18 protein-coding genes are annotated in these 13,663 nt (G+C 67.6%); 5 read left to right on the top strand and 13 right to left on the bottom strand.

The genetic code is table 11. The annotated features are described in order from the left end of the window. The first annotated feature begins 24 nt into the window (after window positions 1-24). Genes AWC31_RS24795 through AWC31_RS24780 form a run of 4 tightly spaced genes read left to right on the top strand, consistent with a single transcriptional unit; the run spans window position 25 to window position 3,674 of the window. Entirely contained in the window at window positions 25-939 is a 915-nt protein-coding gene (locus AWC31_RS24795; protein WP_067842270.1) for a class I SAM-dependent methyltransferase, read from the top strand. A gap of 9 nt (window positions 940-948) precedes the next feature. Further along, on the top strand, window positions 949-1,851 hold the full coding sequence (locus AWC31_RS24790; RefSeq protein WP_085146551.1) for a class I SAM-dependent methyltransferase: 903 nt from the start codon (window positions 949-951) through the stop codon (window positions 1,849-1,851). A 7-nt stretch (window positions 1,852-1,858) separates the two neighbouring features. Next, a complete protein-coding gene (locus tag AWC31_RS24785) occupies window positions 1,859-2,755 on the top strand; it encodes a class I SAM-dependent methyltransferase (RefSeq protein WP_085146549.1) in 897 nt (298 codons plus the stop codon). Between the two features lie 7 nt (window positions 2,756-2,762). Continuing rightward, window positions 2,763-3,674: a class I SAM-dependent methyltransferase gene (locus AWC31_RS24780; protein WP_085146547.1), complete on the top strand. Its 912-nt coding sequence runs from the start codon at window positions 2,763-2,765 to the stop codon at window positions 3,672-3,674. Window positions 3,675-4,245: 571 nt separating this feature from the next. Here AWC31_RS24780 and sppA read toward each other — a convergent pair. Continuing rightward, window positions 4,246-6,030 carry a signal peptide peptidase SppA gene (gene sppA / locus AWC31_RS24775; RefSeq protein ID WP_067842260.1) on the bottom strand — a complete coding sequence of 595 codons (1,785 nt, stop codon included), beginning with the start codon at window positions 6,028-6,030 and terminating at the stop codon, window positions 4,246-4,248. 27 nt (window positions 6,031-6,057) lie between these two features. On the opposite strand from sppA, the gene AWC31_RS37520 reads away from it, so the two are divergent. Beyond that, window positions 6,058-6,213 (top strand): hypothetical protein, encoded by a 156-nt coding sequence (locus AWC31_RS37520; protein WP_165766049.1) that lies wholly within the window; start codon window positions 6,058-6,060, stop codon window positions 6,211-6,213. 103 nt (window positions 6,214-6,316) lie between these two features. Here the strand turns inward: AWC31_RS37520 and rplO are convergent, their stop codons facing one another. The 12 genes from rplO to AWC31_RS24715 all read right to left on the bottom strand — a co-directional run bounded on the left by rplO (window position 6,317) and on the right by AWC31_RS24715 (window position 13,644). Then, window positions 6,317-6,760 carry a 50S ribosomal protein L15 gene (gene rplO / locus AWC31_RS24770; RefSeq protein ID WP_067842257.1) on the bottom strand — a complete coding sequence of 148 codons (444 nt, stop codon included), beginning with the start codon at window positions 6,758-6,760 and terminating at the stop codon, window positions 6,317-6,319. A 5-nt stretch (window positions 6,761-6,765) separates the two neighbouring features. Next, window positions 6,766-6,945: a 50S ribosomal protein L30 gene (rpmD, locus tag AWC31_RS24765; RefSeq protein WP_067842254.1), complete on the bottom strand. Its 180-nt coding sequence runs from the start codon at window positions 6,943-6,945 to the stop codon at window positions 6,766-6,768. Between the two features lie 2 nt (window positions 6,946-6,947). Next, the gene (gene rpsE, locus AWC31_RS24760; RefSeq protein WP_084356398.1) at window positions 6,948-7,595 is read right to left on the bottom strand and encodes a 30S ribosomal protein S5; all 648 of its coding nucleotides are present in this window, start codon (window positions 7,593-7,595) and stop codon (window positions 6,948-6,950) included. Window positions 7,596-7,620: 25 nt separating this feature from the next. Then, a complete protein-coding gene (gene rplR / locus AWC31_RS24755) occupies window positions 7,621-8,034 on the bottom strand; it encodes a 50S ribosomal protein L18 (RefSeq protein WP_067842248.1) in 414 nt (137 codons plus the stop codon). A 2-nt stretch (window positions 8,035-8,036) separates the two neighbouring features. Further along, the gene (rplF, locus tag AWC31_RS24750; protein ID WP_067842247.1) at window positions 8,037-8,576 is read right to left on the bottom strand and encodes a 50S ribosomal protein L6; all 540 of its coding nucleotides are present in this window, start codon (window positions 8,574-8,576) and stop codon (window positions 8,037-8,039) included. Between the two features lie 13 nt (window positions 8,577-8,589). Next, window positions 8,590-8,988, bottom strand: a complete 399-nt coding sequence (gene rpsH, locus AWC31_RS24745) for a 30S ribosomal protein S8 (RefSeq protein ID WP_067842245.1) — start codon at window positions 8,986-8,988, stop codon at window positions 8,590-8,592. Window positions 8,989-9,072: 84 nt separating this feature from the next. Next, window positions 9,073-9,258 (bottom strand): type Z 30S ribosomal protein S14, encoded by a 186-nt coding sequence (locus AWC31_RS24740; protein WP_064946110.1) that lies wholly within the window; start codon window positions 9,256-9,258, stop codon window positions 9,073-9,075. A 4-nt stretch (window positions 9,259-9,262) separates the two neighbouring features. Next, window positions 9,263-9,826, bottom strand: coding sequence for a 50S ribosomal protein L5 (gene rplE / locus AWC31_RS24735; protein WP_067842243.1), 564 nt, complete (start codon window positions 9,824-9,826; stop codon window positions 9,263-9,265). A gap of 1 nt (window position 9,827) precedes the next feature. Further along, on the bottom strand, window positions 9,828-10,145 hold the full coding sequence (gene rplX, locus AWC31_RS24730; protein ID WP_067842241.1) for a 50S ribosomal protein L24: 318 nt from the start codon (window positions 10,143-10,145) through the stop codon (window positions 9,828-9,830). Continuing rightward, entirely contained in the window at window positions 10,146-10,514 is a 369-nt protein-coding gene (gene rplN, locus AWC31_RS24725) for a 50S ribosomal protein L14 (protein ID WP_014814254.1), read from the bottom strand. A 254-nt stretch (window positions 10,515-10,768) separates the two neighbouring features. Then, window positions 10,769-12,151 (bottom strand): amidase, encoded by a 1,383-nt coding sequence (locus tag AWC31_RS24720; protein WP_085146545.1) that lies wholly within the window; start codon window positions 12,149-12,151, stop codon window positions 10,769-10,771. Further along, window positions 12,148-13,644: a hypothetical protein gene (locus AWC31_RS24715; RefSeq protein WP_085147292.1), complete on the bottom strand. Its 1,497-nt coding sequence runs from the start codon at window positions 13,642-13,644 to the stop codon at window positions 12,148-12,150. Before AWC31_RS24715 ends, AWC31_RS24720 begins: the two co-directional genes overlap by 4 nt. Between the last annotated feature and the right edge of the window lie 19 nt (window positions 13,645-13,663).

Raw genomic sequence — 13,663 nt, 5'->3', positions numbered from 1 at the left:
CTAACACGGACAAAAGGGGACGTTATGGCGCGGACGGACAACGATACTTGGGATTTGGCATCGAGCGTCGGAGCTACCGCGACGATGGTTGCCGCCGCGCGGGCGATGGCGACGAACGCCGAAGATCCGGTGATCGATGACCCGTACGCAGGACCGCTCGTGCGCGCGGTCGGCGTCGACTTCTTCACCAAGCTCGTGGACGGTGATTTCAAGGTCGAAGACCTCGACGAGGAGGCCGCGACCGGCCTCACCCGGTTCGCCAACGGCATGGCCGCCCGCACCCGCTTCTTCGACGACTTCTTCCTGGACGCCTCGCGCGCAGGCATCCGGCAGGCCGTGATCCTGGCCGCCGGGTTGGACTCGCGGGCCTACCGGCTGCCGTGGCCGGCCGGCACCGTGGTCTTCGAGATCGACCAACCGCAGGTGATCGAGTTCAAGACCCGCACGCTCGCCGAACTCGGCGCAGGCCCGACCACCGACCGACGCGCGGTGGCCGAGGATCTGCGCTACGACTGGCCCGCGGCCCTGCGGGCGGCCGGATTCGACTCAACCAAACCGACCGCCTGGATCGCTGAAGGCCTTCTCGGCTACCTGCCGCCAGAAGCCCAGGACCGGTTGCTCGACCTGATCACCGAGCTGAGTGCGCCGGGCAGCCGCGTCGGTGTCGAAGGCGTCCCGAGCACCAAGGCAGAGGATCAGGAAGCCATCCGCGCGCGGATGCAGGATTTCTCCGATCGGTGGAAGGCCCACGGGTTCGACCTCGATTTCAGCGAGCTGGTGTTCCTCGGCGATCGCGCCGACGTGACGGCATACCTGGACGGGCACGGCTGGCGCACCACGAGCATCAGCACCAACGACCTCCTCGTCCGCACCGGTCTGCCGCCGATCGAAGACGATGCCCAGTTCGCGTCCGTCGTCTACATCAGCGCCGAGAAGTAGGACCGCCCGATGGCGCGCTCCGACACCGACAACTGGGACCTCGCCTCGAGCGTGGGTGCGACGGCGACCATGGTCGCCGCGGCGCGTGCCCTCGCCAGCGCGGAACCGCAGCCTCTGATCGACGATCCGTATGCCGCTGCCCTGGTCCGTGCGGTGGGCGTGGACTTCTTCACCAAGCTGGTCGACGGTGACGTCGAGTTGGACGGTGAGGACGCCGCGGCCGCGCAGATGATGATCTCGGTCATGGCCGTCCGCACCCGCTTCTTCGACGACTTCTTCTCGGCGGCCGGTGCGGCGGGCATCCGGCAGGCCGTGATCCTCGCTTCCGGTCTCGACTCGCGCGCCTACCGGTTGGCCTGGCCCGCCGGTACCGTCGTCTACGAGATCGACCAGCCTCAGGTGATCGAGGCGAAGTCGGCGACCATGGCCGGCATCGGGGCCGCCCCGAGCGCCGAACGCCGGGCGGTTGCGGTGGATCTGCGGGACGACTGGCCTGCGGCTCTGCGCGCCGCCGGCTTCGATCCGTCCGTCCCGACGGCCTGGATCGCCGAAGGGCTGTTGATCTACCTGCCGCCCGAGGCCCAGGACCGGCTCTTCGACAACATCACCGCATTGAGCGCCCCTGGCAGCCGGCTCGCCACCGAGTTCCACCTCGATGTCGGGGCGACTTTCCGGGAGCGCGGCCAGGCCATGAGCCAACGCTGGCGCGAGCACGGCCTGGACATCGACCTGTCCGACCTCTGGTACGACGGCGATCGCAGCCCGGTGGACGGGTACCTGACGCAGCACGGCTGGCAGGTGACGACGCGTCCCCGGACCGAGATGTTCGCCGACTACGGCCGCACATTTCCCGACACCGACGACAACGCACCGATGCGTAGTTCGTTGGCGGTAACCGCGATACGAAAGTAGGAATCCGATGGCACGCACCGATGGCGACACGTGGGATCTGGCAAGCAGCGTCGGCTCGACCGCTACCGGCGTCGCCGCGTCCCGTGCGCTGGCGACCAAACAGCCTGACCCGCTCATCAACGACCCGTACGCCGATGCGCTCGTCAACGCGGTGGGTCTGGAACATTTCATCAAGCTCGCCAACGGCGAGTTGTGCGTCGCAGGCGACCAGATGCTCGACCGGCAGCGCATGTGTGAGCAGATCGCCGTGCGCACCCGGTTTTTCGACGACTTCTTCTCGGCAGCCGGTGCGGCAGGCATCCGGCAGGCGGTCATCCTGGCTTCCGGGCTCGACACCCGCGCCTACCGGCTGAACTGGTCGCCGGGCAGCGTGGTGTTCGAGGTGGATCAGCCCGAAGTCATCGAGTTCAAGAGCCAGACCCTGGCCAAGCTGGGCGCCGAACCGGGTGCCGAACGTCGCGCGGTCGCCATCGACCTGCGGGACGACTGGCCTGCCGCGCTGCGCGCCGCGGGCTTCGATCCGTCCGCCCCGACCGCCTGGATCGCCGAAGGGCTACTGATCTATCTGCCGCCAGACGCCCAGGACCGGCTCTTCGACAACATCACCGCACTGTCGGCTCCGGGCAGCCGGCTGGCCACCGAGCACATGGACATGAACATGCTGTCCGAGGAATGGACCAAGAAGGTCAGCGAGTGGTCGAAGCGCGTCGGGTCCGAAGTCGACCTGAAGGACCTGTTCTATTCGGGCGAGCGCCACACGGCCCGCGACTATCTGAGCTCACACGGCTGGCGGGTGACGGTGGAGTCCACGCGCGACGCCTACGCTGGGAACGGCTTCGAACTCCCCGAGGACCTGGCCGAACTCGCCGGTGACTCGGGTTACCTGTCGGCTCAGTTCAAGTGAGGAATTGATGGCACGCAGCGACAACGACACCTGGGATCTGGCGTCCAGCGTCGGCGCCACCGCGACGATGGTCGCCGCCGGGCGCGCCATCGCCAGCCAGGATCCGCGCGGGCTGATCGATGACCCGTTCGCGGCACCGCTGGTGCGCGCTGTGGGCATCGACGCGTTCACCGCGATGGTCGACGGCACGCTCGACATCGAGGCCGTTGTGCCCGACGCCGCCGCGCGCGTCCGCGCGAACATCGACGAGATGGCCGTCCGGACAAAGTTTTTCGACGACTTCTTCGTCGCGTCGACGGAAGGCGGTATCCGCCAGGCGGTGATCCTCGCGTCGGGCCTGGACTCGCGGGCCTACCGGTTGCCCTGGCCGGCTGGCACCGTGGTCTTTGAGATCGACCAGCCCGACGTCATCGAGTTCAAGACCCGGACGCTTGCCGGGCTGGGCGCCGAACCCGCGGCCGAGCGGCACACCGTGCCGATCGACCTGCGTGAGGACTGGCCCGCCGCACTGCGCGCCGCCGGATTCGACCCGTCGGCTCCGACCGCGTGGTGTGCGGAGGGTCTGCTGATCTATCTGCCGCCGGACGCGCAGGACCGGCTGTTCGACAACATCGCCGAGCTCAGCGCACCCGGTAGCTCGGTCGCCACCGAGTTCGTGCCCGCCTTGAAGGATTTCGATGAGGAGAAGGCGCGCGAGGCAACCGCGACGTTCAGTCAGTTCGGGCTGAACCTCGACATGCCGTCACTCATCTACCACGGTGAACGGCATTCCGCGGCAGACTATCTCGCCGGCAAGGGCTGGCAGATGAATTCCGTGCCGCGGTCGGAGCTGTTCACGCGCTACGGCCTGCCGGTGCCTGACCTCGGCGAGGACGATCCACTGGGCGAAATCGTCTATGTGAGCGGGACATTCGGCTGAGCAGGTACAGCACGTAGTCGTTGCGCCCGGCTATGAGCGACAATGTCGCTGAAATCGCCTCGCGGGCAACGCTCGTCACACCTGCACCAAGCCGCGAGTCACGCAAAGCTACTCTTGCCTCAACGGTCACGCCGGCAACGCGATTTCGGCTGCCCGCGTTACAGCGACAATGTCGCTCGCCAAGGCGGGCAACGGTGCGCGACTTCCGACTTCGGGGCAACGCAATCCACGCCAGTATCGCTGCGTTCAGCGCTGTGGCGGAAAATCGGCTTCGGACCGCCACCGCGCTTCATACGCGGAACATTTCGAATGTGGGCCATCCGCCCACCGATATCCCACGTCAAGGCGTCGATTGCGGGTCCGTATTCAACCCACCTTGCCAGCGACAATGTCGCTACAAGGCGGGCAGGTCAGATTACGGAACCAGCGTGACCGGTGGTGCCACACGGACACATGCGACTCAGAGCGTGGCACCTCTGTGACCAATGTTGCGGCAGAGGCGATTTCAGCGACTTTGTCGCTCATAGCCGGGCGCATCGACAACTCGGGTTCGAGTCGCATAGGCGCGCGGTCAGAACCGGTAATCCCCCACCCACAGCGCGCTGACCCCGGTAACCGACCGCTCGGCGTGATCGAGCACACCAGCCACCGACTGTCCCAGCAACGCACCAAGGGCCTGCGGCAACGAGGCCGCCGCCGGCTGGGACGAGGGCTTGGGCCGCAACATGTCCAGCCACGATGTGCCCGGGAAGCTCACCACCCGCACCTCGGTGTCCGGCTCCAGCCCGGCCAGCACCTTGGCGCGCGTGACCGCGGCGCGAAGTCCGCCGAGTTCGTCGACCAGCCCGTGTTCCTTGGCATCCGCCCCCGTCCACACCCGGCCACGCGCAACCGCGTCGACCGCCTCGACCGAAAGGTTGCGGCCGTGGGCGACCCGCTCGATGAAGTCGGTGTAGAACAGGTCGGCCTCGGCCTCGACCTGCGCGTGCTGCTCATCGGTGAACGGCGCGTTGGTCGACCACGCATCGGCATTCGCGTTGGTACGCACGCCGTCTGAGCCCACCCCGAGCTTGTCTTTGAGCTCACGGGAGATCAACTTTCCGGTGACCACGCCGATCGAGCCCGTGATGGTTCCCGCGTTGGCGACGATCTCGTTGGCGCCCATCGACACGTAGTAGCCACCCGATGCGGCAACCGCACCCATCGAGGCCACCACCGGCTTGCCGGAGTCGCGCGTCCGAATCACTTCGCGCCAAATGGTTTCCGAGCCTGTGACCGATCCACCGGGGCTGTCCACCCGCAACACGATCGCCGACACGTCGTCGTCTGCGGCCGCCTCGCGCAGCGCCGCCGCGATGGTGTCGCCACCGGCACTCGAGTTCCCGAACGGCAGCATCTGCGGGCCACCTCGCCCGCTGACGATGGGGCCGTGCAGGGTCACCACGGCGATGGTCGGTTTGGCCTTGCGGCCCGGCAATTGCGGAAGCGGCGGAGCAGGTTTCGGTGCCGTCGCCCGCGCATAGCGCGACAGATACAGCCGCGGCGGTGCATCTTCGTCGTCGGCCTCGACGTTCTGCGGCCCACCCGACAACTCGCCGATACGGGCGTACGCCTCATCGCGAAAGCCGATGCGATCGACCAGGCCGCCGGTCACCGCGGCGTCACGCAGCAGCGGAGCCTGGTCGGCGAGCGCGTTGATCGCCTCGGGTTCGAGATTGCGTGACTCGGCGACGGCCTGCCAGACCTGGCCCTGCAGGCTCTCGATCAGCCGACTGTCGGCCTCGCGGTGGGCATCGGTGTAGCGGTCCTGCGTGAAAAGGTTTGCCGCTGACTTGTATTCGCCGCGGGCAACGAACTGTGCCTCGATGCCGGCCTTGTCCAGCGCGTCGCGCAGGAACATCGCGCTTGTCGCGAAGCCGACGAGCCCGACGGTTCCCGACGGCTGCATCCACACCTCGCGGAATGCCGATGCCAGGTAGTACGACAGGGTGCCCGGATAGGTTTCGGCCCAGGCCAGCGTCGGCTTCACCGCGCCGAACGCGGCGATCGCATCCCGCAGTTCCTGCACCGGACCGGCTGCGGCGGCCGGGATCTGCACGCGCGCGATCAACCCGGCCACCCGGTCGTCTTCGGCCGCGCGGTGGATGGCCGCGACGGCCTGGCGCAGCACCAGGGGCCGTCCGCCGCTCGCGATCATCGCGAACGGATCGAATCCGACGGTCTCCGGCGGCACCGACAGCAGGTCGAGCTCCAGCACGCAGCCGCTGGGCACCCCGTTGTGACGCGCGGTGTCGACGCGGCGTACGAGTGCCCGCAGCTCGTCCGGGCCGGGAAGTCCAGGAAGAAAGTCCAACATGGCACGAGCCTACCGATCCGCAGTTCCGTGCGGCTGGGAGTGGCGGTCCTGGTCACCTCGCGGCACGATTCGCTGCGACTCGAACTACAGGACGTGATCGACGCCGCGACCGGCGCCACCGTCGCCGAGGACCGCGAGCAGATGGAACGCCTTGCCGCCGAGGTCATCCCGCGACTGAGGTGAGCCGGCTTGAACGTTGTGTCGGTGAGCAACCTCGCGAGCAGACGCGAAAGCACCCCAAATCCGTTGATTTGGGGTGCTTTCGCGTCTGCTCGCGCAGGAAAAACTACAGCTCGGTGACCGAACCACCGGCGGCGGTGATCGCCTCGCGGGCGCTACCGCTGAACTTGTTGGCGGTGACGTCGACCTTGACGGTCAGCTTGCCGTCGCCGAGGACCTTCACCAGGGTGTTCTTGCGAACCAGGCCCTTGGCCACCAGCTCGTCGACACCAACCGTGCCACCCTCGGGGAAGGCCTTGCTGATGTCGCCGACATTGACGACCTCGTACTCGGTGCGGAAGCGGTTCTTGAAGCCCTTGAGCTTCGGCAGCCGCATGTGGATCGGCATCTGGCCACCCTCGAACGTCACGGGGACGTTCTTGCGGGCCTTGGTGCCCTTGGTACCACGGCCTGCGGTCTTGCCCTTGGAGCCCTCACCGCGACCCACACGGGTCTTGGCGGTCTTGGAGCCGGCAGCCGGCTTCAGGTCGTGAAGTTTGATAACGCTCATCTGTCCTAAACCTCCTCAACATCTACGAGGTGGTGAACGGTCTTGATGAGACCCCGAGTCTGGGCGTTGTCCTCACGCACCACCGATTGGCGGATCTTCTTGAGGCCCAGCGTCCGCAGGGTCTCCCGCTGCTTCCAGCGCGCACCGATGGTGCTGCGCACCTGGGTGATCTTGAGCTCTGCCATGGTTATGCCGATCCTTCACGCGCTGCCGCGGCGGCCAGCGCTTCGCTCTCACGCCGGGCCTTGAGCATGCCGGCCGGCGCAACATCCTCGATGGGCAGACCGCGACGGGCCGCCACCTCCTCCGGACGCTGCAGCAGCTTGAGCGCGGCAACGGTGGCATGCACCACGTTGATCGCGTTGTCACTGCCCAGCGACTTGGCCAGGACGTCGTGCACGCCTGCGCATTCCAGCACCGCGCGGCACGCGCCGCCGGCGATCACACCGGTACCGGGGCTGGCCGGACGCAACATCACGACACCGGCAGCGGCCTCGCCCTGAACCGGGTGCGTGACGGTGCCGCCGATCAGCGGAACGCGGAAGAAGTTCTTGCGAGCCTCTTCGACACCCTTGGCGATGGCGGCCGGAACTTCCTTGGCCTTGCCGTAGCCGACGCCGACCATGCCCTTGCCGTCACCGACGATCACCAGCGCGGTGAAGCTGAACCGGCGACCGCCCTTGACGACCTTGGACACGCGGTTGATCGACACCACGCGTTCGATGTAGTTGCTCTTCTCACCGCTGTCGCGGCCACCACGGCCACCGCGGTCGTCGCGGCGACCGCGGCCGCCACGGCCCTCCGATGCCTGAGCGGCACCTGCCTGCTCGGCCATCATGCAGTCCTCTCGTTGACAGTCATCAGAATTTCAGGCCCGCCTCACGCGCGGCGTCAGCCAACGCAGCGATCCGGCCGCCGTAGGTGTAGCCACCACGGTCGAACACCACGGTGTCGACACCGGCAGCCTTGGCGCGCTCGGCGATCAGCTGACCGACCCGAACGCTGTGCGCCTTCTTGTCGCCGTCGACGGCGCGCACATCGGCCTCGATCGACGAGGCCGCGGCCAGCGTCGTGCCCTCGAGGTCGTTGACCAGCTGGACGTGGATGTGGCGAGCCGAACGGTTGACCACCAGACGCGGGGTCTCGGCGGTGCCGGCGACCTTCTTGCGCAGGCGCGCGTGGCGACGCAGCCGCGCGTTCCGTCGGGTCTCGGAGATGTTCTGCCCCACCGGCTTACGCTGAGCGGCAGCTGTGCCTTCAGTTTTGGTAGCCATGGTTACTTACCTGTCTTTCCGACCTTGCGGCGGATCTGCTCACCCTCGTAGCGAATGCCCTTGCCCTTGTACGGGTCCGGGCGACGCAGGCGACGGATGACCGCCGAGATCTGGCCGACCTTCTGCTTGTCGATACCCGAGACCGAGAACTTCGTCGGCGTCTCGACCGCGAAGGTGATGCCCTCGGGCGCCTCGATCAGAACGGGATGGCTGTAGCCGAGCGCGAACTCGAGGTTGCTGCCCTTGGCGACCACGCGGTAGCCGACCCCGAAGATCTCCATCTTGGTGGTGTAGCCCTCGGTCACACCGGTGACCAGGTTGGCCACCAGCGTGCGGGACAGCCCGTGTAGCGAACGGCTGCGCCGCTCGTCGTCGGGGCGGGCCACCACGATGGCGCCGTCGTCGTTGCGCGAAACCGTGATCGGCTCGGCGATGTCAAGGGCGAGCGTGCCCTTGGGTCCCTTGACCGACACGTTCTGTCCGTCGATCTGTACGTCGACCCCGGCGGGAACCGGAACCGGCTGCTTACCAATACGCGACATGTTTCCTACCCCCTCACCACACGTAAGCGAGGACTTCGCCGCCCACGCCCTGTCGTGCTGCCTGGCGGTCGGTGAGCAGACCCGAAGACGTGGAGATGATCGCCACGCCCAGGCCGCCGAGCACGCGCGGCAGATTGGTGGATTTCGCGTAGACCCGCAGGCCGGGCTTGGACACCCGGCGCAGGCCCGCGATGCTGCGCTCACGGCTCGGGCCGTACTTCAGCGAAACGATCAGCGACTTGCCGACGCGAGCATCCTCGGTGCGGTAGTCGTTGATGTAGCCCTCTTTCTTGAGAATCTCGGCGATGTTCGCCTTGATCTTCGAGTGAGGCAGGGTCACCTCGTCGTGGTACGCCGAATTGGCGTTGCGCAGACGTGTCAAGAAGTCTGCGATCGGGTCAGTCATCGTCATGACAACCGGCTCACCTTTCTCGCGGCGGTTCCCCCTGGCCCAATCACTTGGGGAGGCCTGCCGCAACCTGTTGGATTGGGTCTGTTACCAGCTGGACTTCTGCACGCCGGGCAATTCACCCGCGTGCGCCATCTCGCGCAGGCAGATACGGCACAGCCCGAACTTGCGGAATACGGCGTGCGGGCGACCGCACCGCTGGCAACGCGTGTACGCGCGCACCGCGAACTTGGGCTTCTTGTTGGCCTTGTGGACCAGCGCCTTCTTTGCCATCTACTCAGTTCTCCTTGAACGGGAAGCCCAGCGCCCGCAGCAGCGCGCGGCCTTCGTCGTCGTTCGTCGCCGACGTGACGACGGTGATGTCCATGCCGCGGGCCCGGTCGATGCTGTCCACGTCGATCTCGTGGAACATCGACTGCTCGTTCAGCCCGAAGGTGTAGTTACCGGTGCCGTCGAACTGCTTGGCGCTCAGACCGCGGAAGTCGCGGATACGGGGCAGCGCGATCGAGATGAGCCGGTCGAGGAACTCCCACATCCGGTCGCCGCGCAGGGTCACGCGGGCACCGATGGGCATTCCCTCGCGCAGCTTGAACTGGGCGATCGACTTGCGGGCCCGGCGGATCTCCGGCTTCTGGCCGGTGATCAGCGCGAGGTCGTTGACCGCACCGTTGATCAGCTTGGCGTCGCGGGCGGCGTCACCGACACCCATGTTCACGACGACCTTGACCACACCGGGGATCTGCATGACGTTGGCGTACTCGAACTGCTTCTGCAGTTCTTCGCGGATCTCCTCGCGGTAGCGAGCCTTCAGCCGCGGCTGGGTCTTCTCAACAGTGGTCATCTCAGATGTCCTTGCCATTGCGCTTGGAGACGCGGACCTTCTTGCCGCTCTCCTCATCGACGCGGTAGCCGATGCGGGTCGGGTTGCCGTCGGAATCCACCACCATCACGTTGGACACGTGGATGGGCGCCTCCTGGGTGACGATGCCACCCGACGATGCGCCGCGTTCGTTGGCCGACTGCGCGGTGTGCTTCTTGATGCGGTTCACGCCCTCGACGAGCACCTTGTTGCGCTCGGGGTAGGCCACCAGGACCTTGCCCTTGGCACCCTTGTCCTTGCCCGAGACCACCAGCACGGTGTCACCCTTGTGCACCTTCATTTACAGCACCTCCGGGGCCAGCGAGACGATCTTCATGAAGCGCTTCTCGCGCAGTTCGCGACCGACCGGCCCGAAGATGCGGGTACCGCGGGGGTCGTTGTCGTTCTTGATGATGACGGCCGCGTTCTCGTCGAACTTGATGTAGCTGCCGTCGGCGCGGCGGCGCTCCTTGACGGTGCGCACCACGACGGCCTTGACGACATCGCCACGCTTGACGTTGCCGCCGGGGATGGCGTCCTTGACAGTCGCGACGATGACATCACCGATGCCGGCGTAGCGCCGCGACGAGCCACCGAGCACGCGGATGCACAAGATCTCCTTGGCGCCCGTGTTGTCGGCGACCTTCAACCGCGATTCCTGCTGAATCACTCGATCTCCTGACCTGGTTTTGTATGCACGCCAGATACCGACCTGGACGTGCGCGGTCTTTGTCACCCAAGGGCACGCGGGGCTAACCGGAACTGTGGATCAGAACAGCGGCCAGCCGAGGTCTGCCCAAGGCAACCCCTACATACTAGGTGAGCACGCCGAATGCACCAAATCGTCGCACTTCGCACGCCGAGCATGCGGGTCCAGCGGCCGCCGCGCCCCGTTTTCGACGGGCGTGCGCGCACGCTGGGCGATCAGCGCGCAATGTCCTCCATCGCCGCGGCGGCTGCCAGAACCAGCAGGTCAGCGTGCCGGCGTCCGACGATCTGCAGCCCGACCGGTGCACCGCCGACCCTACCGGCAGGCACCGAGACGGCGGGCTGCCCGGTCAGGTTGAACGGGAATGTGACGGCGAGCGCGCCCCAGTGGTTGACGGGCTGACCGGCGATTTCCGTGGGCATCGGGCCCTGCGCGGCGAATGCCGGCACCTGGGTCGCCGGCGTGAGCAGCAGATCGAACCGTTCGAAGGCCTCGGCGACGGTCGCGACCAGGAGCGCCCGCGCCTCGTGCGCGTCGGCGAGCGCGTCGGCGTCGAGGCCGGCGGCCGCGTCGAGGTAGCCGCGCAGCGTGGGGTGCACGGTTGCACCGGCTGACACGTCGCGCAGCTGGGCATACACGTCTGGGGCCGACAGCGTCCGGAACGCCGCGCCGCACCGGTCGTCGATCCGAAGGTCGGCCGCGACGCGTTGCGCGCCGGTCGCGGCGATGAACTTCTCGGCGGCGGTCTGCACCGCCTCGGCCACGTGCGGATCGCACGGCGCGTTGCCGAGATCTGTCGTGAACGCCACGCGCAGTCCGCGCAGATCGGCGTCCAAGTTGTCCTCGAAGCGGACCGGTGCAGGCAGCGAGGCGCGGTCATAGGGATCGACGCCGCATACGGAGTCCAGGAATCGAGCGGTGTCGCGCACGGTTCGGGTCAGTGCGCCGTAGTGGTCGTTGTCGGCGACACCGCGGTGCCGGGGCCCCCGGGGCACCAGGCCGTAGGTGCCTTTGAAGCCCACCAGGCCGCAGTACGACGCCGGGATGCGCAGCGAGCCGGCGCCGTCGGTGCCGGTGGCGATCGGCACCATCCCCGCGGCCACCGCGGCCGCCGAACCACCACTCGAACCGCCCGGGGTGAGTTCGGGATTCCACGGATTGCGCGTCACGCCGTGCAATGCGGATGCGGTGAAGGACGCGCGTCCGAATTCCGGTGACGCGGTGAGGCCGAGCGGCACGGCGCCGGCTTCGACGGCCCGCGCGACCAGCGTGCAGGTGTGATCGGCGATGCGGTCGGCGTAGAGCGTGCTGCCCATCGCGTACGGCCAGCCCTGCACCGGGTGAAGTTCCTTGACGCCCAACGGGACACCGGCCAGCGGGCCGGGATCGGCGCCGCGGGCCACCATCTCGTCCACCGCGCGCGCCCTGTCGAGGGCACGTTCGGCGTCGACATGGACGAAGGCGCCGAGCACGCCGTCGACGGATTCGATCCGGTGCAGCGCCTCGGCCACGACCGTGACGGCGGCCAGCTCACCCGAGCGGACCAGCGCGGCGGTGTCGACGACGGTGCGGCCCGGAGCCGCCAGACTGCGGCTCACATCAGCACCGCCGTCGCGATCGCGGTCGCCACCACCAACCCGGTGACCACCGGGATGAACAGCCGTCGCGCGAGGTCCACCACCGACACCCCGGTCAGGCCGGCGACGACGATGAGCGACGACCAGATCACCAGCGTGCCGCCGCCGGTCCAACTCGCGCCGTTCTGCGCGATCGCGGCAAGCGTCGCGACATCGGTCGTGCTGTCGCCGAGCGTGCCGGCGAGGGATCCGGTGAACGGCAGGCCCGGCCAGCCGTTGCCGTCCAGCCCGATCAGCATGCCGACGAACAACATTGCGAAAGCGGCGAACACGGGCACCTGCGGGATGTGCGGCTGTACCGCGCCGACCGCATCGAACAGGAACGCCGGTGCCTGCGCGTCCTCGGACAGACCGAGGATTCCCGCGGAGTAGTCGGCCAGCCCGATGTAGACGAATCCGGCCACCGGGATCACCATGCCCATGGTGCGGAACGAGAACGCGATGCCCTCGGTGAAATGCCCGCCGACGTCCTCGAGCCACCCTTTTCGGTTGGCCAGCAACGAGATTGCGACAAGGGCCAACGCAGCCGTACCGCCGACGAGCGGTGCGCCCAGCCCTTCGTCGATGTCGGGCACGATGGTGGTGAACCGGCCGAGCAGCATGAACACCAGCAGCCCGGCGAACAGTGCGGGTACCGCGACGGCGATCAACAGCGCCTTCGGTGACCGGGGTGTGGGCGCGGCGGTGTCGGCCGGCGCGGTCAGCGTCGCGACGGCGCTCTGCGTCGCGCCACCGCCTGCGGGTGCCGTGCCGCCGGACGGACGCGGCGCACCGCCGCCACCGTCGGACACCGGCAGTTCCACCTGTTCGGCGGCCGCGGCATCGAGCATCTTCGTGCGGACATCGCGCAGGTAGGCGATCGCCAGCGCCACCGCACCGGCGATCAACGCGATGATGGTCGCGCGGTCGGCGATCAGCCTGGCGGGCACATCCGCCCCCTCGGCCGACAGCGCGGGTGCGACACCCATGATGTAGTCGGAGCTGAGCGCCATGCCCTGGCCGGCGATCGCGATGGCGAGCGCCGCGCCGAGCGGCGGCAGACCTGCCCGCACCGCGGCGGGCAACAGGATCGCGGCGATCAGCGGGAGCACCGGAGTGGGCCAAAATGCCAGCGATAGCAGGAATGTCACGACCGCGAGCAGGACGTAGGACAGGTGCCCGTTGCGGAACAGCCCGCTCAACGGCCGGATCATGACGGTGTCGGCGCCGAGCGCCCGCATCGCCCCGAGCATCGCGGTGACCAGGGCGATGATGATGAAAATCGGCAGCAGCTCCCGGGTTCCGGCGATCGCGGCGTTGAACACGGCCCCGAGCCCCATGGTGAAACTGCCCTGATAGGCGAGGCCGGTGAGGAACGTGGCGATGATGGCCGGGGCGATGACGTTCTTCTTGGCCACCACGGTCCCGATCAGTACGACGAGGCCGACCAGGTAGACCCAATGGGCTGCGGACAAGGGCGCCACCATCCAATCC

This window comes from Mycolicibacterium wolinskyi (genome assembly GCF_002101965.1).
GTDB classification, from domain to species: domain Bacteria; phylum Actinomycetota; class Actinomycetes; order Mycobacteriales; family Mycobacteriaceae; genus Mycobacterium; species Mycobacterium wolinskyi.
Note: the sequence above shows the minus strand (reverse complement) of the source record. Positions and strands in the feature narration are given on the sequence as shown.